26 protein-coding genes are annotated in these 22,581 nt (G+C 59.3%); 12 read left to right on the top strand and 14 right to left on the bottom strand.

Annotated elements, in window-relative coordinates; translation table 11 throughout:
* Nucleotides 1-6 precede the first annotated feature (6 nt).
* Nucleotides 7-981: an NADPH:quinone reductase gene (locus K0F75_RS18145; RefSeq protein WP_219063344.1), complete on the bottom strand. Its 975-nt coding sequence runs from the start codon at nt 979-981 to the stop codon at nt 7-9.
* A 183-nt stretch (nt 982-1,164) separates the two neighbouring features.
* On the opposite strand from K0F75_RS18145, the gene hemF reads away from it, so the two are divergent.
* Nucleotides 1,165-2,079 (top strand): oxygen-dependent coproporphyrinogen oxidase, encoded by a 915-nt coding sequence (gene hemF, locus K0F75_RS18140; RefSeq protein ID WP_219063343.1) that lies wholly within the window; start codon nt 1,165-1,167, stop codon nt 2,077-2,079.
* A gap of 54 nt (nt 2,080-2,133) precedes the next feature.
* Complete coding sequence (gene aroE / locus K0F75_RS18135; protein ID WP_219063342.1) at nt 2,134-2,958, top strand: shikimate dehydrogenase; 825 nt, start codon at nt 2,134-2,136, stop codon at nt 2,956-2,958.
* A gap of 25 nt (nt 2,959-2,983) precedes the next feature.
* On the opposite strand, the gene K0F75_RS18130 is transcribed toward aroE, so the two are convergent.
* From K0F75_RS18130 to betC, 3 genes are all read right to left on the bottom strand, one after another.
* Entirely contained in the window at nt 2,984-4,552 is a 1,569-nt protein-coding gene (locus tag K0F75_RS18130) for a SulP family inorganic anion transporter (RefSeq protein WP_219063341.1), read from the bottom strand.
* Between the two features lie 140 nt (nt 4,553-4,692).
* Nucleotides 4,693-5,613, bottom strand: a complete 921-nt coding sequence (gene choX / locus K0F75_RS18125) for a choline ABC transporter substrate-binding protein (protein ID WP_219063340.1) — start codon at nt 5,611-5,613, stop codon at nt 4,693-4,695.
* A 35-nt stretch (nt 5,614-5,648) separates the two neighbouring features.
* On the bottom strand, nt 5,649-7,154 hold the full coding sequence (betC, locus tag K0F75_RS18120) for a choline-sulfatase (protein WP_219063339.1): 1,506 nt from the start codon (nt 7,152-7,154) through the stop codon (nt 5,649-5,651).
* A 114-nt stretch (nt 7,155-7,268) separates the two neighbouring features.
* Here betC and K0F75_RS18115 point away from each other — a divergent pair, with 114 nt between their 5' ends.
* Nucleotides 7,269-8,219 carry a choline sulfate utilization transcriptional regulator gene (locus tag K0F75_RS18115; RefSeq protein WP_219063338.1) on the top strand — a complete coding sequence of 317 codons (951 nt, stop codon included), beginning with the start codon at nt 7,269-7,271 and terminating at the stop codon, nt 8,217-8,219.
* 25 nt (nt 8,220-8,244) lie between these two features.
* Here the strand turns inward: K0F75_RS18115 and K0F75_RS18110 are convergent, their stop codons facing one another.
* On the bottom strand, nt 8,245-8,898 hold the full coding sequence (locus tag K0F75_RS18110) for an NAD(P)-dependent oxidoreductase (RefSeq protein WP_219063337.1): 654 nt from the start codon (nt 8,896-8,898) through the stop codon (nt 8,245-8,247).
* 101 nt (nt 8,899-8,999) lie between these two features.
* Here K0F75_RS18110 and K0F75_RS18105 point away from each other — a divergent pair, with 101 nt between their 5' ends.
* On the top strand, nt 9,000-9,341 hold the full coding sequence (locus K0F75_RS18105) for a DOPA 4,5-dioxygenase family protein (protein WP_219063336.1): 342 nt from the start codon (nt 9,000-9,002) through the stop codon (nt 9,339-9,341).
* A gap of 65 nt (nt 9,342-9,406) precedes the next feature.
* Here K0F75_RS18105 and K0F75_RS18100 read toward each other — a convergent pair whose 3' ends face one another.
* From K0F75_RS18100 to trpB, 3 genes are all read right to left on the bottom strand, one after another.
* Nucleotides 9,407-9,961 (bottom strand): anti-virulence regulator CigR family protein, encoded by a 555-nt coding sequence (locus K0F75_RS18100; RefSeq protein ID WP_219063335.1) that lies wholly within the window; start codon nt 9,959-9,961, stop codon nt 9,407-9,409.
* A 123-nt stretch (nt 9,962-10,084) separates the two neighbouring features.
* On the bottom strand, nt 10,085-10,897 hold the full coding sequence (trpA, locus tag K0F75_RS18095; protein WP_219063334.1) for a tryptophan synthase subunit alpha: 813 nt from the start codon (nt 10,895-10,897) through the stop codon (nt 10,085-10,087).
* Nucleotides 10,894-12,123: a tryptophan synthase subunit beta gene (gene trpB, locus K0F75_RS18090; RefSeq protein ID WP_219063333.1), complete on the bottom strand. Its 1,230-nt coding sequence runs from the start codon at nt 12,121-12,123 to the stop codon at nt 10,894-10,896. The genes trpA and trpB overlap by 4 nt, the downstream gene beginning before the upstream one ends.
* 124 nt (nt 12,124-12,247) lie before the next feature.
* Between trpB and K0F75_RS18085 the strand changes: the two genes are divergently transcribed.
* Entirely contained in the window at nt 12,248-13,147 is a 900-nt protein-coding gene (locus K0F75_RS18085) for a LysR family transcriptional regulator (RefSeq protein WP_219063332.1), read from the top strand.
* Here K0F75_RS18085 and K0F75_RS18080 read toward each other — a convergent pair whose 3' ends face one another.
* Entirely contained in the window at nt 13,148-13,474 is a 327-nt protein-coding gene (locus K0F75_RS18080) for a YqjD family protein (RefSeq protein WP_219063331.1), read from the bottom strand.
* A gap of 154 nt (nt 13,475-13,628) precedes the next feature.
* Here K0F75_RS18080 and K0F75_RS18075 point away from each other — a divergent pair, with 154 nt between their 5' ends.
* Together K0F75_RS18075 and K0F75_RS18070 are read left to right on the top strand one after the other, a co-directional pair.
* Complete coding sequence (locus K0F75_RS18075; RefSeq protein WP_219063330.1) at nt 13,629-13,844, top strand: dodecin; 216 nt, start codon at nt 13,629-13,631, stop codon at nt 13,842-13,844.
* A gap of 136 nt (nt 13,845-13,980) precedes the next feature.
* A complete protein-coding gene (locus K0F75_RS18070; RefSeq protein WP_219063329.1) occupies nt 13,981-14,205 on the top strand; it encodes a DUF1161 domain-containing protein in 225 nt (74 codons plus the stop codon).
* A gap of 93 nt (nt 14,206-14,298) precedes the next feature.
* Here the strand turns inward: K0F75_RS18070 and K0F75_RS18065 are convergent, their stop codons facing one another.
* Entirely contained in the window at nt 14,299-15,300 is a 1,002-nt protein-coding gene (locus K0F75_RS18065) for an LLM class flavin-dependent oxidoreductase (RefSeq protein ID WP_219063328.1), read from the bottom strand.
* Between the two features lie 238 nt (nt 15,301-15,538).
* Between K0F75_RS18065 and K0F75_RS18060 the strand changes: the two genes are divergently transcribed.
* Nucleotides 15,539-15,970 (top strand): OsmC family protein, encoded by a 432-nt coding sequence (locus K0F75_RS18060; protein WP_219063327.1) that lies wholly within the window; start codon nt 15,539-15,541, stop codon nt 15,968-15,970.
* Between the two features lie 174 nt (nt 15,971-16,144).
* Entirely contained in the window at nt 16,145-16,378 is a 234-nt protein-coding gene (locus K0F75_RS18055) for a DUF1161 domain-containing protein (RefSeq protein ID WP_219063326.1), read from the top strand.
* Here K0F75_RS18055 and K0F75_RS18050 read toward each other — a convergent pair whose 3' ends face one another.
* Entirely contained in the window at nt 16,379-16,789 is a 411-nt protein-coding gene (locus tag K0F75_RS18050; RefSeq protein ID WP_219063325.1) for a hypothetical protein, read from the bottom strand. It lies immediately after the preceding gene.
* Nucleotides 16,790-16,884: 95 nt separating this feature from the next.
* Here K0F75_RS18050 and K0F75_RS18045 point away from each other — a divergent pair, with 95 nt between their 5' ends.
* The gene (locus K0F75_RS18045) at nt 16,885-17,949 is read left to right on the top strand and encodes an aminopeptidase (protein WP_219063324.1); all 1,065 of its coding nucleotides are present in this window, start codon (nt 16,885-16,887) and stop codon (nt 17,947-17,949) included.
* A gap of 216 nt (nt 17,950-18,165) precedes the next feature.
* Here the strand turns inward: K0F75_RS18045 and K0F75_RS18040 are convergent, their stop codons facing one another.
* Both K0F75_RS18040 and K0F75_RS18035 read right to left on the bottom strand, forming a co-directional pair.
* Nucleotides 18,166-18,819, bottom strand: coding sequence for an HAD family hydrolase (locus tag K0F75_RS18040; RefSeq protein WP_219063323.1), 654 nt, complete (start codon nt 18,817-18,819; stop codon nt 18,166-18,168).
* A 54-nt stretch (nt 18,820-18,873) separates the two neighbouring features.
* Nucleotides 18,874-19,422 carry a gamma carbonic anhydrase family protein gene (locus K0F75_RS18035; protein ID WP_219063322.1) on the bottom strand — a complete coding sequence of 183 codons (549 nt, stop codon included), beginning with the start codon at nt 19,420-19,422 and terminating at the stop codon, nt 18,874-18,876.
* A gap of 103 nt (nt 19,423-19,525) precedes the next feature.
* On the opposite strand from K0F75_RS18035, the gene prlC reads away from it, so the two are divergent.
* On the top strand, nt 19,526-21,577 hold the full coding sequence (gene prlC, locus K0F75_RS18030) for an oligopeptidase A (protein WP_219063321.1): 2,052 nt from the start codon (nt 19,526-19,528) through the stop codon (nt 21,575-21,577).
* Nucleotides 21,574-21,861, top strand: a complete 288-nt coding sequence (locus tag K0F75_RS18025; protein WP_219063320.1) for a YheV family putative zinc ribbon protein — start codon at nt 21,574-21,576, stop codon at nt 21,859-21,861. The genes prlC and K0F75_RS18025 overlap by 4 nt, the downstream gene beginning before the upstream one ends.
* A 49-nt stretch (nt 21,862-21,910) precedes the next feature.
* Here the strand turns inward: K0F75_RS18025 and K0F75_RS18020 are convergent, their stop codons facing one another.
* Nucleotides 21,911-22,561 carry a dual specificity protein phosphatase family protein gene (locus K0F75_RS18020; protein ID WP_219063319.1) on the bottom strand — a complete coding sequence of 217 codons (651 nt, stop codon included), beginning with the start codon at nt 22,559-22,561 and terminating at the stop codon, nt 21,911-21,913.
* Between the last annotated feature and the right edge of the window lie 20 nt (nt 22,562-22,581).

The raw sequence follows: 22,581 nt of genomic DNA, 5'->3' as shown, positions 1-22,581 counted from the left end.
TTAGGCTTATGGAATCAGAATCGTCGAGCCTGTGGTGCGCCGGGCGCTGAGCTCGGTTTGCGCCTTGGCTGCGTCTTTCAAAGCGTAGCGCTGGACGTCACCCACCTTGACCTTGCCGCTGGTAAGCATCGCGAACAGCTCGTCGGCCATGTGTTGCAGGTTTTCGGGGTTGGCGTAAGTGGCCAGTGTCGGACGAGTGACGTACAACGAGCCTTTCTGCGCGAGGATTCCCAGGTTAACCCCGGCCACCGGCCCTGATGCGTTGCCGAAGCTGACCAGCAAACCGCGTGGCGCCACGCAATCGAGCGACGTCAGCCACGTGTCTTGCCCCACGCCGTCGTATACCACTGGGCATTTTTTGCCGTCGGTTAATTCCAGAACCCGTTTGACCACGTCTTCTTTGCTGTAATCGATGGTCGCCCATGCGCCGAGTGCCTTGGCATGAGCGGCTTTTTCCGGCGAACTGACAGTCCCGATCAGCTTCACACCCAAGGCCTTGGCCCATTGGCAGGCCAGCGAACCGACGCCGCCAGCGGCGGCATGGAACAGCACCGTTTCACCACTCTTCACCGCATACGTCTGGCGCAGCAGGTATTGCACGGTCAGGCCTTTAAGCATCACTGCGGCGGCGTCTTCGAAGCTGATCGACTCCGGCAACTTCACCAGATTCGCGGCAGGAATCACGTGCACGTCACTGTACGCCCCCAGTGGACCAACGCCGTATGCCACGCGGTCGCCTACCTTGAACTGGCTGACGTCGCTGCCGACCGCTTCAACCACACCCGCGCCCTCAGTCCCCAGGCCTGACGGCATGGATGGCGCTGGATACAGACCGCTGCGGAAATAGGTGTCGATGAAATTGAGGCCAATCGCCTTATTGCGCACGCAGACCTGCTGTGGGCCCGGTTCCGCAGGTTCGAAGTCCACATACTCAAGGACTTCAGGGCCACCCACGGTGCTGAATTGGATACGCTTTGCCATCTGTTCATCTCCGGTGATGAGTGGAAACAAAAAATACGGAAAAAGACTACTACGAAAAGAGCCATCGGGCTCTCTCCCTTGATCCTCGTCAACTGCGGCGGCCATAACGCCGGTGGTATGCTACGCGCCGATTTGCCACTCCCCCGTAACCCCAGTGGCTCAGTGATGTTTCAAGGTGACCCGATGACTACCCGCACCGAGGCCGTTAAAGCCTACCTGCTTGACCTGCAAGACCGGATTTGCAACGCATTGGAAGCCGAAGACGGCAGCGCCCGCTTCGTCGAAGATGCCTGGACTCGCCCGGCTGGCGGCGGTGGGCGTACCCGAGTCATCGAAAATGGCGGAGTGATCGAAAAAGGTGGGGTTAACTTCTCCCACGTATTCGGCACCGGCCTGCCACCGTCAGCCAGCGCCCATCGGCCCGAGCTCGCAGGGCGTGGTTTTGAAGCATTGGGTGTGTCGCTGGTGATCCACCCGCACAACCCGCATGTACCGACTTCACACGCCAACGTGCGTTTTTTCATCGCTGAAAAAGAAGGCGAAGAGCCGGTCTGGTGGTTCGGCGGCGGTTTCGACCTGACGCCGTATTACGCGGTAGAAGAAGACTGCGTGCATTGGCACCGTGTTGCCGAGCAGGCCTGTGCGCCGTTCGGCGCCGATATCTATCCGCGCTACAAGGCGTGGTGCGACACCTACTTCCATATCAAACACCGCAATGAGCCACGCGGCGTTGGCGGCTTGTTTTTCGATGACCTGAACGAGTGGGATTTCGACACCAGCTTCGCCTTCCTGCGCGCGATTGGCGATGCGTACATCGAGGCCTATCTGCCGATCGTTCAGCGCCGCAAGGCCACGGCGTACACCGCGCAACAGCGGGAGTTTCAGGAGTTTCGTCGCGGCCGTTACGTCGAGTTCAATCTGGTCTACGACCGTGGCACACTGTTCGGCCTGCAATCGGGCGGGCGTACCGAGTCGATCCTCATGTCACTGCCGCCGCACGTGCGCTGGGGCTACGACTGGAAAGCCGAGCCAGGCACCGAAGAAGCCCGTCTGACCGAGTATTTTTTGCAGGATCGCGATTGGTTGGCGCAGGCCTGATACCGGGTCAAACGCGAAGACGATCAGCAGACACATCCGCATTCAGGAACCCTCATGGACCGCTACGTCGTTTTCGGTAACCCCATCGGCCACAGCAAATCGCCGTTGATCCATCGTCTGTTCGCCGAGCAGACCGGTCAGCAGCTGGATTACAGCGCCTTGTTGGCGCCGCTGGACGATTTCATCGGTTGCGCTCAGGCGTTCTTTGAACACGGGCAGGGCGCCAACATCACTGTGCCGTTCAAGGAGCAGGCCTTTCGCCTGGCCGACAGCCTGACCGAGCGCGCACAACGTGCGGGTGCCGTGAATACGTTGCGCAAGGGTGCCGATGGTCGACTGCTCGGCGATAACACCGATGGCGCGGGATTGGTGCGGGATCTGAAGGTGAACGCCGGTGTCAGCCTGCAGGGCAAACGCATCCTTCTGCTCGGCGCGGGCGGTGCGGTACGGGGTGCGCTGGAGCCGCTGTTGGCTGAAAAGCCGCTGGCGGTGGTGATCGCCAATCGCACCGTGGAAAAAGCCGAGTTGCTGGCCCATCAATTCGCCGATCTGGGGCCCGTGTCCGCCGCAGGCTTCAGTTGGTTGGCGGAGCCGGTAGACCTGATCATCAATGCCACTTCCGCCAGCCTCGCGGGTGAACTGCCGCCGATTTCGCCAAGCCTTATTCTGCCGGGTCATACCGTCTGCTACGACATGATGTACGGCAAAGAGCCGACGCCATTCTGCCGCTGGGCCACCGAGCACGGTGCGGCCCACGTGCTGGACGGTCTGGGCATGCTCGCCGAGCAGGCTGCGGAAGCGTTCTATCTATGGCGCGGCGTTCGTCCGGACACCGCACCGGTGTTGGCTGAATTACGACGGCAGCTGGCCAGCGCCTGATGCCTGGGCGCTCGCCCGGTCACCGTTAATCCTCGAATAGAATCGGGCATTTCTCTGGCCCTTCGAGCTTGCGCAGCTCCTCGATCACTTGGGGCCGGGCGCGCCTGAGGGTCAGGCTGCGGCCTTGGGTACGCAGGCGGCGGGCTTCCTGGTGGAGCATTTCGACACCTGAATAATCGATGAAGTTGATGTGTTGCGCATCGATCACCACGCGCGCCCCCTTGCTGCGTTGCAGAATGACTTGCAGGTAATGGCTGGCGCCGAAAAAGATCGAGCCGCCGACGCGGAGGATATCGTCGTCGCCATCGCGCCACTGCTGGACCCGTGGCTGTGAGGTGCGCTTGAGGTAGAAGAACAGCGACGCCAGCACGCCCGCGTAAATCGCTGTTTGCAGTTCCAGCAGCAGGGTCGCCAGGCAGGTCAGCGCCATCACCAGGAACTCGGGATGGCTGACGCGGAACAGTGCGCGAATGCCGCGATGATCGACCAATCCCCAGCAGATCAACAGGATCGATGCCGCCATGCTCGGGATCGGGATGTGTGCGATCAACGACGCCCCAGCCACCGCGAACAACGCCACCCACAGCGCCGAAAACACCCCGGCCAATGGTGAGCGAGCACCGCCTTCGTAACTCAGGCCTGATCGGGTAAAGGAGCCGGAGGACAGATAGCCCGAGAACAAGGCGCCCACCATGTTGGACAGGCCTTGGGCGCGCAGCTCCTGATTGGCGTTAAGCAATTGTTGCGAGCGTGCGGACAGCGAGCGGGCAATCGACAAGCTGGTGACCAGCCCGAGCATGCCTACGGCCACGGCACTGGGCAGGAGTTTCAGAGCCAGCTCCAGGTCCAGCGGCAATGCACTGAACGGCGGCAAATGCCCAACGAAGGCGCTGACCAACTTGACGTGACCGAACATCGCGGGCCACAGCCAGACCAACACACTCCCGGCCACCAGGGTGATCAGCAGCGTCGGCCAACGAGGCACCAGGTATTTCAGGAATGCGCCCAGGGCCAGGGTTATGGCGCCTAGAGTCAACGATGCGTGGTCGATCTCGCCCCGATGCTCAAGCAACGTCATCAGGCTTCGAAGCGCGGTGGTCTGGCCGCTGAGTTCAAGGCCGAATAAATTAGGCAGTTGCCCCAACGCAATCACCACGGCGGCGCCCAAGGTAAAGCCCAGCACCACCGAATGTGAAACGAAGTTCACCACCGCGCCAAAGCGCAGCAGCCCCAGCAGCCATTGAAAGATCCCGGCGAGAAAGGTCAGCAACAGGATCAGGGTGATGTAGTCCTGACTGGCCGGCACCGCCATGGGACTGATGCTGGCGTACAGCACGATAGAGATCGCCGCAGTGGGTCCGCAGATCAGATGCCACGACGAGCCCCACAGGCAGGCGATCAGCACCGGAACGATGGCCGCGTACAGACCGTACTCAGGCGGCAAGCCGGCGATCAACGCATAAGCAATGGATTGCGGCAGCGCCAGAATCGCTCCGCTCAGCCCCACCACGGCATCACGACCGACGCTGGCGCGGGTCTGCCGGGGTAGCCATTCGAGAAACGGTAAGAATGTGTGGCGATTGAGCCAACCCATGAATCTCTCGGTAATTTTGCAGAGGCGTAAGGGTGAGGTTTTAGCGATAAGGGTGCAAGCGAAGGTGACCGCTGCGCGCTTCTACAGGGGAATGCGATCTACTGTAGAAGCGCGCTAGCCCGTGATAAGCCCAAAGGGCGTTAAAGCGTGGCTTTCACGGCCGCCAGTGCATCCTTCTCGTCGATGGTTTTCACCCCGTCGAGCCATTTATCCAGGACTGCCGGGTTGGCTTTGATCCAGGCTTTGGCCGCTTCAGTGTTGGTGATTTTCTTGTTAACCACTTCGGCCATGATGCTGTTCTCCATTTCCTGGGTGAAGCTCAGGTTGGTCAGCAACTTGCCTACGTTCGGGCAGGCCTGGCTGTAGCCCTTGCGGGTCAGGGTATAGACGCTGCCGGTGTCGCCGAAATAAGCCTCGCCACCTTTGAGGTAGTGCATTTTCAGCTGCACGTTCATCGGGTGCGGGGTCCAGCCGAGGAACACCACGAAGCTTTGTTTCTTCACGTTGCGACTGACTTCAGCCAGCATTGCCTGTTCACTGGACTCAACCAGCTTCCACTGGCCCAGATCGAACTCGTTCTTTTTGATGATCGTTTGCAGCGAAAGGTTGGCCGGTGCGCCGGAGCCGATGCCGTATAGCTTCTTGCCGAACTTGTCGGCGAATGTGTTCAGGTCGGCAAAGTTATGCACACCCGCGTCCCAGACATAGTCCGGCACGGCGAGGGTGAATTCGGTGCCATCCAGGTTCTTGGCCAACTGCGTGACATCGCCATTGGCCACGAACTTGTCGTAAAAGCCTTGTTGCGCAGGCATCCAGTTGCCGAGGAAGACATCCACCTGGCCATCCTTGAGCCCACCGTATGCAATCGGTACCGCCAGCGTGTCGACCTTGGCCTTGTAGCCCATGCCGTCCAGCAAGACGCCAGCGATAGCGTTGGTCGCGGCGATATCGCTCCAGCCCGGATCTGCCATCTTTACCGTGCTGCAACTCTGCTCGGCATAAGCGGAAACGCTACCCAATGCCATGAAACCGACCGCAAGTGTTGTGGATAACTTCATCATGAATGTGCCCCTTTGGTTTTTTAGTCTTGGCAGGGTTAGGGTTGTGGATAACGTGCTTTGCGTTCCAGATCGTCAAGGTCGATGTGGTTACGCATGTATTGCTGACTGGCGTCTACCAGCGGCTGGTGATCCCAGCTCTTCAGCTTGCCGATAGCCAGCGACTGCGCGACAAAGCGCCGCCGACGCTGGCTGGCGAGCACCTGGTGGTGTATCGCCGGTATGTCCCATTTGGCCCGTGCTTCGGCCAGAAAATCAGCGAACAGTTGCTGATGAGCCGGTGACTGGCTCAGCTCTTCGCGTTCTTGTGGATCATTGTTCACATCGAACAGCAGGCACGGGTCCTGTTCCGAATAGATGAATTTATAGGCGCCGCGTCGAATCATCATCAACGGGCTGGTCGTGCCTTCGGCCATGTATTCGCCAAACACTTCGTCGTGCCCCGGTTCACCCCGCAAATGTGGGACCAGTGAACGCCCGTCCAACGGCAAACCGGCTTCCAGTTCGCCCTCGGCCAGCGCAACGAAGGTCGGCAGTAAATCGGCGGTGGACACCGCAGCGCTGACCCGACCCGCCTTGAACTGCCCAGGCGCGTAGACCAGCAGCGGCACACGGGCTGACATCTCGAACCAGTGCATTTTGTACCAGAGGCCGCGCTCGCCCAGCATGTCGCCGTGATCGCCCGAGAACACGATGATGGTGTCGTCGGCCAGGCCGGTGTCTTCGAGGGTTTGCAGGAGCTTGCCGACGTTGCTGTCGATGTAGCTGCACGCCCCGAAATAGGCGCGGCGCGCATCGCGAATCTTATCCACAGGCAGCGGCTTGTCCCACAGGTCGTAGATCTTGAGCAGGCGTTGCGAATGCGGGTCTTGCCCGGCTTGATCGGCATGCGGTCGCGGCAGCGGAATATCTTCGTCGCGGTACATGTCCCAGAAGGTTTTCGGGATGGTGTACGGGTCGTGAGGGTGGGTCATGGACACGGTCAGGCAGAACGGCTGATCGCCCTCTTCGCGGATGTGATCGAACAAATATTGCTGGGCCTTGAACACCACCTCTTCGTCGAAATCCAGCTGATTGGTGCGCACGCAGGGACCGGCTTGCAGCACCGACGCCATGTTGTGATACCAACTCGGCCGCACATCTGGCTCATCCCAGTTCACTGACCAGCCGTAGTCAGCCGGGTAAATGTCGCTGGTCAGGCGTTCTTCGTAGCCGTGTAACTGGTCCGGCCCGCAAAAGTGCATCTTGCCGGACAGCGCGGTCTTGTAGCCGAGACGGCGCAGGTAATGGGCGTAGGTCGGTACATCGGCCGGGAAATCAGCGGCGTTGTCATAGGCACCGATCTTGCTCGGCAGTTGGCCGCTGACCAGGGTGAAACGCGAGGGCGCGCACAGCGGACTGTTGCAATAGGCAGCATCGAACACCACGCCTTCGGCGGCGAGGCGGCTCAGATTGGGCATTTTGATAGGAGATGAGGCGTAAAACGGCAACATCGGCGCGGCCATTTGATCGGCCATGATGAAAAGAATGTTCTTGCGCTTCATGTATTCGCGGCATTCCATAGTGGATATTTATGCGAGAGTGCTGCGCTTGAGGATGCGACCCACAGGTTTAGCGGTAAAGCCCATGCAAAACAATACCTAGGATAAGCTCAGCTTATGTATGACGCTCTTGGTGATCTTTCACTGGATCTGCTGCGTGCTTTTGAAGCCGCCGCGAGGCTGCGCAGCTTTACGGCGGCAGCTGTCGAGCTGGGCACCACGCAGCCAGCCGTCAGCCAGCAAATAAAACGCCTGGAAGAGCAGCTTGCGACCCGGCTGTTCGACCGCATCTACCGGGGCATCGAGCTGACAGAGGCGGGCGAGGTGCTGTTCGGTTATGTGCAAGCCGGGTTGCAGTCCATCGACGGCGGGCTCAATGCCGTCACCGCCCAGCGCCAACATGAGGTGCTGCAGGTCGCCACTGACTTTGCGTTTGCCGCCTATTGGTTGATGCCGCGTCTGCATCGGTTTCACCAGGCCAATCCGGACGTGGACGTCAGCCTGGTCACCAGTGAGCGTAGTTACAACATGTTGCGCGCCGATGTCGACGTCGCGGTGTTGTTCGGCGATGGGCGTTTCAAGCAGGGCGAAAGCCGTTGGTTGTTCAGCGAAGAAGTGTTCCCGGTGTGCAGCCCGCAATTGCTTGTTGGGCGTTCTTTGCCCTTGCCCACGGAAGCGCTACTGGAGCTTCCGCTGCTGCACTTGCGCGGCGAAGGCAGCAGCAACTGGTTCGACTGGAACGGCGTGTTCCGTGCGCTGAATATTCAGCAGGCACCTGCCCCCGGCCAATTGCGCTTCGACAATTACACCCTGCTGATCCAGGCTGCAATTGCCGGTCAGGGCGTGGCCATCGGTTGGCGGCATCTGGTCGACGCGCTGCTGGAGCAAGGGCTGCTCTGTCGCCCCATCGCCGCCACCGCCATCTCGGCCCACGGTTATTACGTCGTACTGCCCCAGCGAAAACGGCGAGTGCAACTGGTGCAGCAATTCGTCGACTGGCTGGCGACCGAGCAGGCGCAGAGTGGAGACTTGCTGGCGGGCAGGCCGTTGCCATCGATTGCGGTGTGATCCGGTAGTCGCCTGCACATTTCATTTAGCACACAAAATTCACGTGCTCTCGCACATGCAGGTTCAAGAGCAATTCATCAGCGATGCCTGCGGCCACTCGAGCCAGCCGCTCCAGGGGTTCAGCCAGGCCCGGTTCAAGGGTGTCGCTGATCTGGCTAAAGTGCTCGATGCTCAGCCCGAGCACGCCTTGGGGAGCGTTGACCAGCGTCCAGTTCAGGTCACTGTCGCGCAATAACTCGACGATTGTTTCCGCCGCGTTTCGCTGTTGCTCGTCAGTTTCAGGCGCCTCGTCAAGCACGGCGAAGTTGCCCGCCAGCACCAGTCGCTTGATACCCATGCGTTGCATGCCTTGGATCAAGTTCCGGGTGGCGCTGATTTGATCTACTGGCCCCGGCGTTATCGCGGGTCGCGTTGCACCGCTGCCCACCGGCAATACGTGGGCGTCCAGCAGGCAAATGACCGCCGAGCAGCCGGCTACGCTTTGACTGACACGCTCGGCGTCGAACAGGTTGCCGACTTTGGTGCGCAAACCCGGACGCGGTGCCAAGGCGTTCAAATCATCGAGAATGGCGATGACTTCATGCTGGCGCCGCAGGAATTCTGCCATCAAGGCGCTGCCAAAACTGCTGATGGCACCGTACAAAACCAGCTTCAGAACCGGAGTTTCGGCATTCTTCATGGCGAGTAATCCTTGTCTGTGGATAACGTCTCTCTAAGGTTCTGACCCTTTTTATCCCGCAGCAGTTCGCGTCCGCGCAGCGGTTATTTGGAGATTGAGCAATGCACGGTGTTGAGGGCTACCACGCCCACGTTTATTTCGACGAACAGACCATCGATCAGGCCCGTGCAGTGTGCGAAGAGGCTGCGCAGCGTTTTGGGGTGAAGATGGGGCGGATGCATGAAAAACGGGTGGGTCCGCACCCGAACTGGAGCTGCCAGCTGGCGTTTGATCACGCCCAGTTGGCGGATGTGCTGCTGTGGCTGGCGCTTAATCGCAAGGGGTTGGTGGTGTTGCTGCACCCGCTGACGGGCGATGAGCTGGCTGACCACACGGAGCATGCGATCTGGATGGGGGCGGTGCGGGATCTGGATGTTTCGATGTTCAAGCGATCAGAAGGTTAGTTAGCGCGAAGAATCTGCAGGAGCAACCGCGACGGGCAGTCGTATTGGCTCCTGCAGAGAATCAATCAGTTCAACACGCCATTGAGGATGGTGTAGATCACACCGGTGGCCACCGCGATCAACACGACGTCGGGGCCCACGCGACGCCATTCGTAACCGTCATAACGCGGCAGGTATTGCAGCGAGCGGCTGTCCAGGCGTTTGCCGTAACCGCGAGGTAGCGGATGACCTTCACGGATGTAAATGCCTGGCGGAAGCGGCTGACCACGGCCGATCATGTCGCGGTGCTGATGAAAGGTCTGACGAACCTGGTCGAAATTCTGTGGCGGACGGTTGCCACCACGGTTGTCCTGATGGCCCTGCTGCTGACGATTGTCGCCGCGGTTGTCACTGTGGTTGTCCTGGCGGTCCGGTTGCTGATGATTGTCACCGGGACCCCGGTCGTTGCCGTGTTGATCGTTGCCACCGTTTTGCGGACCCTTGCCATGATCAGCGCCTTGCTGTTGGCCTGGACGATTATCATCAGGGCCACGCTGATCTTGTGGAGCTGCTTGCAACAACGGACTGGCACTGATCATCAAGATACCCAGACCTGCAATCAAACGGGTTGGTACTTTCATGTGTCGCTCCTGGAAATTCGGAAAGCAAAAAGGGGTTCAGTGCCATTGGCACTGAACCCCTTTTGCCTAACTACTTAGTGTGCGTGCCGAGGTATAGATTCCTCGTCAGTCCAATCTTTACTCTTAATTGACACGGGCCTTGCGCACGCCTTCGGCCAAGGCCGAGCACAGGCTCAACACGTCGTCGATTGCCTGCTCCGGTGACGCGGCGGTCGCAATCTTGTCCACCAGTGCCGAGCCCACTACAACGCCGTCAGCCAGCCTGGCAATCGCGGCCGCCTGCTCTGGGGTACGGATACCGAAACCGACGCTGATTGGCAGGTCGGTGTGGCGACGCAGACGTTCGATGGCGGTTTTAACTTGATCCGAGGTCGCGGAACCGGCCCCGGTGACACCCGCGACCGACACGTAGTAAACGAAGCCGGAACTGCGTTCGAGTACGCGTGGCAGGCGCGCGTCATCGGTGGTCGGTGTGGTCAGGCGAATGAAGTCGATGCCCGCGGCCTGGGCCGGGGTTGCCAGTTCGGTGTCATGTTCTGGCGGCAGGTCGACGATGATCAAACCGTCGACCCCGACTTCTTTGGCTTGAGCGACGAACGCTTCGACGCCAAAGCGGTGGATCGGGTTGTAGTAACCCATCAGCACAATCGGTGTGGTCTGGTCATTGACGCGGAACTCGCCAACCATTTTCAGGGTTTTTGCCAGCGTCTGCCCGGCGTCCAGCGCGCGCAGGGTCGCCAGCTGGATTGCCACGCCGTCGGCCATTGGATCGGTGAAGGGCATGCCCAACTCAATCACATCAGCACCCGCTGCCGGCAGGCCTTTAAGAATGGCCAGCGATGCATCGTAGCCAGGGTCGCCAGCAGTGACGAAGGTCACCAGTGCCGCACGGCCTTCGGTTTTCAACTCGGCAAAGCGTTGTTCCAGGCGGCTCATACCCGTTTCTCCTGAGTCTTGGCGTCGGCGGCCATATGGTCCATCACGGTTTGCATGTCTTTGTCGCCACGGCCCGAGAGGCAGACCACCATCAAGTGGTCATCGCGCAGATTGGTTGCGCGTTTCATGGCTTCGGCCAGGGCGTGCGCGGTCTCCAGAGCGGGGATGATGCCCTCCAGGAGGCAGCAGTGGTGGAAGGCTTCGAGGGCTTCGTCATCCGTGATGCTGACGTATTCAACGCGCTTCACTTCGTGCAGATAAGCGTGCTCAGGGCCAATGCCAGGGTAATCCAGGCCGGCTGAAATCGAGTGCGCGTCGGTGATTTGACCGTCGGCATCCTGGAGCAGATAGGTGCGATTGCCGTGCAATACGCCGGGAACACCGCCATTCAGGCTGGCGGCGTGCTTGCCAGTATGAACCCCGTGACCACCGGCTTCGACGCCGATGAGCTGGACGCTGGCGTCATCGAGGAACGAGTGGAACAGGCCCATGGCGTTGGAACCGCCACCGACACATGCGATAAGGCTGTCTGGCAGGCGGCCCTCTTTTTCCTGCAGTTGTACTTTGGTTTCTTTGCCGATGATCGACTGAAAGTCGCGGACCATCGCTGGATACGGGTGTGGGCCGGCCACGGTACCGATCATGTAGAAGGTGTCGTCGACGTTGGTCACCCAGTCGCGAAGGGCTTCGTTCATGGCGTCTTTCAGGGTGCCGGTGCCGGAGGTGACCGGGACGATTTCCGCGCCCAACAACCTCATCCGGAACACGTTGGCCTGTTGACGCTCAATGTCGGTAGCACCCATATAGATCACGCACGGCAGACCGAAGCGGGCCGCGACGGTGGCGGTGGCCACGCCATGCATGCCAGCGCCGGTTTCAGCGATCAGGCGCTTCTTGCCCATGCGCTTGGCCAGCAACACCTGACCAATGCAGTTGTTGATCTTGTGCGCGCCGGTGTGGTTCAGCTCTTCGCGCTTGAAGTAGATTTTCGCGCCGCCGCAATACTCGGTCAGGCGTTCCGCGAAATACAGCGGGTTTGGACGGCCGATGTAGTCGCGCTGGAAATAGGCCAGTTGCTCAATAAATTCAGGGTCAATCTTGGCGGCTTCGTACTCGCGGTTCAGGTCGAGTACCAGTGGCATCAGGGTTTCAGCCACGTAGCGGCCGCCGAATGAGCCAAACAGGCCGTTGGCATCAGGGCCGCTGCTGAACTTGGTCTGGGTCATGGGACCTCCAGGTGATTTGACGAAAAGGATTAGCCAATCAGGCAATGAGCCCACTTTAACCAGCACGAGCATCGATGAAAACCGATAAGATCGACGCAACCTGTCAGGAAAACTCACAGATACCATGAGCCGCGATCTCCCTCCTCTCAACGCCCTGCGCGCTTTCGAAGCGGCGGCGCGTTTGAACAGCGTCAGTCAGGCTGCCGAGCAGCTGCACGTCACCCACGGGGCGGTCAGTCGCCAGCTTAAAGTGCTTGAAGAGCATCTGGGGCTGGCCTTGTTCGTCAAGGATGGGCGCGGCCTTAAACTCACAGATGCCGGCATTCGTTTGCGAGATGCCAGTGCCGAGGCATTTGAACGGTTGCGTACCGTGTGTGCGGAGCTGACCCACGATAAGGCCGATGCGCCTTTTGTTCTCGGCTGTTCGGGCAGCCTGCTGGCGCGCTGGTTTATCCCGCGCCTGGGGCGACTGAATGCCGAGCTGCCGGATCTTCGTCTGCACTTGTCGGCGGGCGAAGGCGATCTAGACCCGCGTCGACCAGGTCTGGACGCGTTATTGATCTTCGCCGAGCCGCCTTGGCCTGCGGACATGCAGGTCTATGAACTGGCCAGCGAGCGTATCGGCCCGGTCCTCAGCCCACGGTTTGCGCGTTTCGAGCACCTGCGCCAAGCGCCAGCTCAAGCGTTGCTGAGTGAGGCATTGCTGCAAACGACGTCGCGTCCGCAAGCATGGCCTCTTTGGGCGCAGCAAAACGGCATCGAGCCTGCGGCTTTGCATTACGGGCAGGGTTTCGAGCATTTGTATTATTTGCTGGAGGCAGCCGTCGCCGGGCTGGGCATCGCCATTGCCCCGGAACCCCTGGTTGCCGATGACTTGCGCGCTGGACGCCTGGCTGCGCCTTGGGGCTTTAGTGAAACCCCGGCGCAGCTGGCGTTATGGGTACCTAAACGCGCCGCAGACGGGCGTGCTCAGCAGTTGGCGCAGTGGCTCAAGACTGAGCTTGAGCGTGCTGCCAGCGGCTGATCAATGAGCGCGTTTGCACAATAGGTAGGCTGCCAGCAGACCGACAGCGCCTACGGCCACACCTGCGGTGGTCCACGGGTGTTCTTGAGCGTAATCGCGGGTAGCGACACCGGTTTCACGGGTCTTTTCTTTGACGTCTTCATACACATCACTGAGCAGGTGGCGTGAATGGCTCAGTGCGCTTTCGGCGTTGGCTTTCAAGGCTTTCAGGGTTTTATGCGACTCTTCCGAGGCATCGGACTTAAGGCTCTCAAGGGACTTGAGAAGGCTTTCGATCTCGGCTTCCATGCTTTGCAACGAGGCTTTACGTAAAGAAGTGTTGGCCATGGTGGATCTCCTGCATTGATGAGAGGCGTGTGTTCTTTCGGACTGCGGGGTTCGAGGAAAGTGCAGTGTAGATGAGCATTTCAAAAGAATTTGCCCACAAAGCTGCGAGCAATTTCACTGCTACGCTCTTACGGACACCTTCAGGAGAACTACCATGACTGATCACCATACCTACAAGAAAGTCGAGCTGGTCGGCTCATCGTCCACAACGATTGAAGACGCCATCAATAATGCAATCACTGAAGCCGCCAAGAGCATCAAGCATCTGGAATGGTTCGAAGTGCTGGAAACCCGAGGCCACATCAGAGAGGGCAAGGTTGCGCACTATCAGGTCACCCTGAACGTCGGCTTCCGGATTGAGAATAGCTGACCGCGCTGAACTTTCGCGCTGGCCGATTGCCATAATCTCCGCTACATACAGAGAACCCGCTGTCGCGAAACCGTTGGCGCGGTTAATGACTTGGGTTGTTTTTCAACCCAGTTAACCTAACGAGGGAGTGTGACCGATGAAGAAGTTTCTACTGGCGGTTGGTTTGTTGAGCATGGCGGGAACCACGATGGCGGCGGGCAAGTCCTGTGATGATTTGAAGTCGGAAATCGACGCGAAGATCAAGGCAAAAGGCGCCTCGACCTACACGCTGGAAGTCGTCGCCAAAGGCAGTGCGGCCGACGGGAAAGTGGTCGGTACCTGTGAAGGCGGCACCAAGGAAATCGTGTACAAACGCGGCTGATTTATCACTGATTCATAAAAAACCGACGCACATGGCGTCGGTTTTTTATGTCCAGTGAAAGGGTTTTCCCCCTACCCTTTTTTGGGGTGAGCCTCAGCCCTGCACGGTTTGCGCGAGAATTTCATACGAGCGCAGTCGATCCGCGTGTTCATACAGGTCACAGGTGAAAATCAGCTCATCGGCTTGGGTCTGCTCCAGCAGCACATCCAGCTTGGCGCGGATTTTCTGCGGGCCGCCGACCATCGCCAAGCCGAGGAAACTCGCGACCGCTTCGCGCTCATGGGGCAACCACAGGCCGTCCATGGTCTCGACCGGCGGGCGCTGCATCAGGCTTTGGCCGCGCATCAACGCCAGAATCCGCTGATAGACCGAGGTTGCCAGGTAATCAGCTTGCTCGTCGGTATCGGCCGCCACCAAGGGCACGCCGAGCATGACATACGGCTTTTCCAGATAGGCCGAGGGCTTGAAATGGTTGCGGTAGACGCGAATGGCTTCGTGCATGTAACGCGGCGCGAAGTGTGAGGCGAAGGCGTACGGCAGACCGCGCTCCCCTGCCAGTTGCGCGCTGAACAAGCTGGAACCCAACAACCAGACCGGAACGTTAGTGCCCGAACCTGGCACAGCGATCACTTTTTGATCAGGTGTGCGCGGGCCGAGATAGCGCAGAAGCTCGGTGACGTCTTCAGGGAAATCGTCGGCGCTGCCGGATCGCTCACGACGCAGGGCGCGAGCGGTCATTTGGTCGGAACCGGGTGCGCGACCGAGGCCCAGATCAATCCGGCCTGGGTACAGGCTGGCGAGGGTGCCGAACTGTTCGGCGATCACCAGCGGTGCATGGTTCGGCAGCATGACGCCGCCCGCCCCGACCCGAATCGTCGAGGTGCCGCCGGCCAGATAGCCGAGCAGCACCGCCGTCGCCGAGCTGGCGATGCCGTCCATGTTGTGGTGCTCAGCGACCCAAAAACGGTTGTAACCGAGCTTTTCAACATGCTGCGCCAAATCCAGCGAGTTACGCAGAGACTGTGCCGGGCCGGCATCCTGGCGCACGGGCACCAGGTCGAGCGTTGATATTTTGATATCCGCTAAACGTTTCATAAGCCGCTAAATAGCCTCTGGAGTGTGTCTTGCAGGCTTGACCGGTGAAATCCGATGATGACCAAAACCCATCCTGATCTCTAATGAGTGTGGGCAAATCTCTGAGTTTCAATGGCTGGGCAGGAAAAGACCTACTAAAACACTGGGTTTTTCCGACAGTTGAACTTTATTGAGACGACTATCCTCAGAACCTTTGTCCCTGTGCGAACCCCCTCGCACACTGTCATGAGGAGAGACCATGAGCATAATCAAGAAAGCATCGGCACATTGGGAAGGCGATCTGAAGAGCGGTATTGGTAGCCTCTCCACCGAAACCAATGTCCTTAACAAAGCACCCTACGGCTTCAAGGCGCGCTTCGAAGGCGGCAAGGGCACCAATCCGGAGGAGCTGATCGGCGCGGCTCATGCGGGCTGTTTCTCTATGGCGCTGTCGATGATTCTCGGCGAAGCCAATCTGAAAGCCGACAGCATCGATACTGAAGCCCAAGTGACCCTGGAGCAATTGGCTGACGGTTTTTCCATCACTGCCGTGCACCTGATCCTTAAAGCGAAGATCCCGGGCGCCACGCAGCAGCAGTTCGACGAACTGACCAGGAAAGCCAAAGAAGGCTGCCCGGTGTCCAAAGTCCTGAACGCGAAAATCACCCTGGACGCAACGCTGGTCAGCTAATCGACCTCGTTGCCACGACCAACTCCGCACAGCTCAGCCTGTGCGGGTTGTTCACTCGCTCTGCCCTCCGTATTCAGCCGCTATTGACGTCACACGTGGCCGACGTAATGAAAGTCGAATGGATCGTTGCAGCGTTAGCGCAGTACTCTGTGCGCCGTATCGAAGGAGTCGAGCATGAAACGTTTCGTTTTAGCTGTTATCTGTACCGTATCGGCCACCAGTGTGCTGGCGGCAGTCAAACCCTGCGAGGAACTCAAGGCCGAGATCGAGTCCCGAATCCAGGCCAATAATGTGAGTTCCTACACCCTGGAAATTGTCAGCAATGACGAAGTGCATGACCAGAACATGGTCGTTGGCACGTGCGAGGGCGGCAGCAAAAAAATCATCTACCAAAAGAACGACAAGTGATCACAGGCAGGTGACCTCGTGGTCTTCGGCGACCATCTGGCGCTGGGCGTCATACAGGCGGCCGCTGATGGTGATGCCAGCCGAGCGTCCTTCGAGCCGGTAACGTTGCCCTGGAGCGAAGTGGTCATAACGCACGACGATGTAACACGTCCGCTGCGTGCTCTCGAACATCCCGCCAAACCCGCCGCCATAGATCTCGTAGTCATACCGCATCTGCAACTCATGGCTGCCGGGAGGCACTTGAAAGTAACGCCCGTCGTCCAGTCGCTTGCCGTCGAGCTTGTCGGCCATCACCAGGTTCCCGGTGTAGGTGAACATCTCGACCCACGCCTGTTGCGGGTCAGCGGGGGGCACAGGGCTGGCGCACCCGGCGAGGGCAATCAGGGCAGATATCAACAGTGGCTGGCGCATGGCAGGCTCCGTGATCGAACACGTGTTGATGATAGTTGCGTCAGGGGTCGACTGTCCGGCATAACGCGTACTCAATAAGACATTAAGGCCGGGGCATGATTCGACACGACAGGTTGTTTCTCAGCCATGGTTTTGCGCTACTGATGTTGCTCTTGCTTGGTGGCTGCTCCAGCATCGATTACTACAGCCAACTGGCCAGCGGCCAATGGCGCTTGCTGCATGCCCGTGAACCGGTGGCCGAGGTCATCGCCGACCCCAATAGCGCCCCGGCATTGCGCGAGCATCTGATCAAATCGCAGCAGGCTCGGGCTTTCGCCAGTCGTCAGCTGCACCTGCCGGATAACCCCAGCTACCGCCTGTATGTCGATGTCGGCCGACCTTATGTGGTGTGGAATGTATTCGCGACAGGGGCGTTCTCGCTGGACCCGGTCACCCATTGTTTTCCCGTCGCCGGGTGCGTCGCGTATCGCGGTTACTACAGCCAGGGCGCAGCCAGAGGCGAGGCCGCGTTGCAGCGTCAGGCAGGCATGGATGTCTACGTCAGCGGGGTAGAAACGTATTCCACGCTGGGCTGGTTCGACGATCCCATTCTGAGCTCGATGCTCAGCCGAGGTGACGAGCGCATGGCCGCGCTGATTTTTCATGAGCTGGCGCATCAGCGTTTTTATGTGAAGGACGACACTGAGTTCAACGAGTCCTACGCCAACTTCGTCGAGCAGGAAGGCGCCCGCCAATGGCGCGTGGCACGAGGGCTGGCCCCGCAAAGCCTGGCGGCTTCGAAACAGAATGATCAGTTTATTCAGTTGGTTCTGGATGTGCGGGAACGCTTGAAAACACTGTACGGTCAGCCACTCGCGGCGGAGGTAATGCGTGAGCGCAAAGCGGCGGAGTTCGAGCGGTTGCGCCGTGATTATCGGCAGATGCGCGATGCTCAATGGGCAGGCGATAAACGCTTCGATCCCTGGATCAATGCGCCGATGAACAACGCCAAACTGCTGCCCTTTGGGCTCTACGACCAGTGGGTGCCGGCATTCACCGCGCTGTTCAAGCAGGTCAACGGTGACTGGCCCGCGTTCTACAGCGCGGTGGAGAAGCTGGGAGCGCTGCCGATGGAACAGCGCAAGGCGGCGTTGCGGAGGCTGGCTGGATCAGACACATGACTGTAGGAGCTGCCGAAGGCTGCGATCGACCGGGAACCGGTCGCTTTCTTGAGACCGCTGAAGGTCGTACCGACCTTATCGCAGCCTTCGGCAGCTCCTACGGGGACCCGGTTTGCTGCGCGACAGCGCGGCGTCGCAGACGGGGCGACAGCTCCTAGGATTTGCGATCAACACACTTCCCGGCACTCATTCATGTCACCGCAGGTTTTGCGGCAGTTACTTCGTCTTCAAAAACGCCGCATGCAACTCGGCCAACGTCGCGAAGTGATAGGTCGGCGACTCGGCCACCAGCTCGTCATGACTGCCAAATCCATAACCTACGGCGGCGACGTCCAGGCCGTTACGCTGGGCGCCGATCAAGTCGTGTTTGCGATCACCGATCATCAACGTTTGCCCGGGGTCCAGACCTTCTTCGGCCAGCAGATGGCGGATCAGTTCGACTTTGTCGGTGCGGGTGCCGTCCAGTTCGCTGCCGTAAATCACTTTGAAATGCTTGGCGAAGTCAAAATGCCGGGCGATTTCATGGGCGAATACCCACGGTTTTGAGGTCGCGATGTACAGCGCACGGTTCTGGCTGGCGAGGGTTTCCAATAGCCCGAACACACCGTCGAATACCTGGTTTTCATAGAGACCGGTGACTTTGAAGCGCTCGCGATAGAACCCCACCGCTTCCCAGGCTTTGGCTTCGTCGAAGTCGTAGAACTGCATGAATGCCTGCAACAAGGGTGGGCCGATAAAGTGCTCGAGCCTGGTGAGGTCCGGCTCATCGATACCCAAGCGGCTCAGGGCGAACTGGATCGAGCGCGTTATCCCCAGGCGAGGGTCGGTCAGGGTGCCATCGAGGTCGAACAGAATATTTTGGTAATGCATGGTCTTCCCGTTTCTAATGCGTGGACGTGGCCTGTGGATAACTCAACGAGTCATTCACAGCGGCTGATCGTAACCTTCGGCCAGGTGTTGATCCTTGAGCTTCACGTAGTTGCTGGCGCTGTAGCTGAAGAACGCGCGTTCTTTGTCTGTCAGCGCCCGCACCTGTTTCACCGGGCTGCCGACGTACAGAAAGCCGCTCTCCAATCGCTTGCCAGGCGGTACCAGGCTACCCGCGCCGATGATCACCTCGTCCTCGACCACTGCACCGTCCATGACGATGCTGCCCATGCCGATCAGAATACGATTGCCGACTGTGCAGCCATGCAGCATGACTTTATGGGCGATGGTCACTTCATCACCGATCAGCAACGGGAAGCCGTCCGGGTTGAACGGGCCTGCGTGGGTGATATGCAGCACGCAACCGTCCTGGACGCTGGTGCGCGCGCCGATGCGGATGCGGTGCATGTCGCCGCGAATCACCGTCAGCGGCCAGATCGAACTGTCGGCGCCGATCTCGACATCGCCGATCACCACCGCCGAATAGTCGACAAATGCGCGCTCGGCGAGCACTGGAATGTGGTGCTGATACTTGCGAATAGCCACGATAGGTTCCTTCTCTGAGACTTATAGATGGGTCTGAGTGCTGCGGTCAGCGTCGATTGTAATTAAGATGTGCCAGTGATTCTTCCAGCCAAGGTGCTAAACCGTGAGCGCGAACAACCCTCTTTTGCAGCCGTATGACTTGCCACTCTTCTCGGCGATCCGCGCCGAGCACGTCAAACCGGCGATTGACCAGATCCTTGCCGACAACCGTAGCGCGATTGCCGAGATCCTCGTTACCCAGGCCAAACAGCCGACCTGGGCCGGCCTGATCCTGGCCATGGACGAGCTCAATGACCGCCTGGGCGCGGCCTGGAGCCCGGTCAGCCACCTGAATGCCGTGTGCAACAGCGCCGAATTGCGTGAGGCCTATGAGTCTTGCCTGCCAGCGTTGAGTGCCTACTCTACCGAGATGGGCCAGAACCGCGAGCTGTTCCAGGCCTTCGAGGCATTGGCCAGCAGCCCGGAAGCCGCAAGCTTCGATGTGGCGCAAAAAACCATTATCGAGCACTCGCTGCGTGATTTCCGCCTGTCGGGTATCGATTTGCCGCCTGCACAGCAACAGCGTTATGCCGAGGTGCAGAGCAAATTGTCTGAACTGGGCAGCCGCTTCTCCAACCAACTGCTCGACGCGACGCAGGCGTGGACCAAGCTCGTCACCGACGAGGCCGCCCTCGCCGGCCTGACGGATTCGGCCAAAGCGCAGATGGCCGCTGCCGCCAAGGCCAAGGACCTCGATGGCTGGTTGATCAGCCTGGAATTCCCGAGCTACTACGCGGTGATGACCTACGCCGAAGACCGTGCCCTGCGTGAAGAGATTTACGCGGCCTATTGCACCCGTGCGTCCGATCAAGGCCCGAATGCCGGTCAGAACGACAACGGTCCGGTCATGGTCGACATCCTCGACCTGCGCCACGAACTGGCCCAATTGCTTGGTTTCACCAGCTTCTCCGAGTTGAGCCTGGCGACCAAGATGGCTGAGACCAGCGATCACGTATTGAGCTTCCTGCGTGATCTGGCCAAACGCAGCAAGCCGTTCGCCGTTCAAGACCTGCAACAGCTCAAGGCTTATGCCGCCGAGCAAGGCTGCGCCGATCTGCAAAGCTGGGACAGCGGGTTCTACGGGGAAAAACTCCGTGAGCAACGCTACAGCGTCTCCCAGGAAACCCTGCGCGCTTACTTCCCCATCGATAAAGTGCTGACCGGTCTGTTTGCTATCGTGCAACGCCTGTATGGCATCGAAATCGCCGAGCAAACAGGTTTCGACACCTGGCACCCGGATGTTCGCCTGTTCGAAATCACAGAAAACGGCCAACACGTCGGGCGCTTCTTCTTCGACCTCTATGCTCGCGCCAACAAACGTGGCGGCGCCTGGATGGACGGCGCACGGGATCGTCGCCGCACCGCTAAAGGTCAGCTGCAAAACCCGGTAGCAAATCTGGTGTGCAACTTCACACCAGCGGTCGGTGGCAAGCCTGCGCTGCTGACCCACGACGAAGTGACCACCCTGTTCCACGAGTTCGGTCATGGCCTGCATCACCTGCTGACCCGCGTCGAACACGCGGGCGTGTCGGGTATCAACGGCGTGGCATGGGATGCGGTCGAGTTGCCGAGCCAGTTCATGGAGAACTGGTGCTGGGAGCCTGAAGGTCTGGCGCTGATCTCAGCGCATTACGAAACCGGCGAAGCACTGCCGCAGGACTTGCTGGAAAAAATGCTCGCTGCGAAGAACTTTCAGTCCGGGCTGATGATGGTGCGCCAGCTGGAATTCTCGCTGTTCGACTTCGAACTGCACGCCACCCATGGCGACGGTCGCACTGTGCTGCAAGTGCTTGAGGGCATTCGCGATGAAGTGTCGGTGATGCGTCCGCCGGCCTATAACCGCTTCCCCAACAGCTTCGCGCACATCTTTGCCGGCGGTTATGCGGCGGGTTACTACAGCTACAAGTGGGCTGAAGTGTTGTCGGCCGATGCGTTCTCGAAGTTCGAGGAAGAAGGGGTGTTCAACTCCGACACCGGTCGCGCGTTCCGCGAAGCGATTCTGGCGCGCGGCGGCTCACAGGAGCCGATGGTGCTGTTCGTCGACTTCCGCGGACGTGAGCCGACGATTGACGCACTCTTGCGCCATTCAGGCTTGAGTGAGGGAGCGGCACTATGACCGAGGCATCGGTAACGATCACCAAAAGGCGCTTTATCGCCGGGGCTGTCTGCCCGGCGTGCAGCGAGCCTGACAAGTTGATGATGTGGAGCGAGAACGACGTCCCTCACCGCGAATGCGTGGGCTGCGGTTACTCCGATACCCTCAACGAGCAGGGGCTGTCCGTGCCTAAAGAGCTCGGCACGCGGGTTAACAAACCGGTGGTAAAACCGGCAGATCCAAAGGTGCAGGGTGTGCAGTTTTTCCCTAATCCCAAGCTGAAAAAGCCAGTCGACCCGAGCTGACCTTTCTGTAGGCGCTGCCGATGGCAGCGCCTACAGACGCTTTTATCTCTCAGTTCGCGCCAGCGGACTTGAACAACGCTTTCATCGCGCAAATCGCAAACGGGCTGGTGCTGCATGCACCACTGGCCAGCGCACTGCGCAGCGCGTCTACATCGGCACCTTTAAGGTATTTGATGGCGTATTTTAGCTGCGCTATATCGCCAAAACCGCCTTGGGTCATTTCATCCAGCGCGGCCTCCTTGCTCCACCCCTGCACGACCACGCGATACATGGCCGACACTATCCCGGTGCGGTCGAGCCCGTGTTTGCAGTGAATCAATACCGGACCTTTGAGTTCAGCGGCCTGAATCGCCCGCAGCGAGGTCAGGATGTCGGCGTCATCGATATGGACGGTTCGCAGCGGGATCTGCACTTGCGTTATTTCTGGCGATGACAACCAGCTCGAATCGCTTTCCTTGAGGAAGTCGATCACGGTCACCACACCCAGCTTCTGCAGCAACGGGAGAGCCTGTGCGTCAGGCAACTTGCTGCGATACAGCGTGGGCGTCATTTTGTAGAGGTTGTATTTAGGGTCTATCGATTGCGCCCATTGGGTTGGACGTGGGCTCAATCCTGGGGTGGCGTCGTCAGCCTGCGCCAATGGCGCGAGCAGCGGGGCGATGAAAGCAAGGCACAGCGTAAGGAGCAGCTTATTAGGCATCGGGAGAACCGTCTGACAGG

It is taken from the genome of Pseudomonas sp. UMAB-08 (assembly GCF_900095225.1).
Lineage (GTDB): Bacteria > Pseudomonadota > Gammaproteobacteria > Pseudomonadales > Pseudomonadaceae > Aquipseudomonas.
Note: the sequence above shows the minus strand (reverse complement) of the source record. Positions and strands in the feature narration are given on the sequence as shown.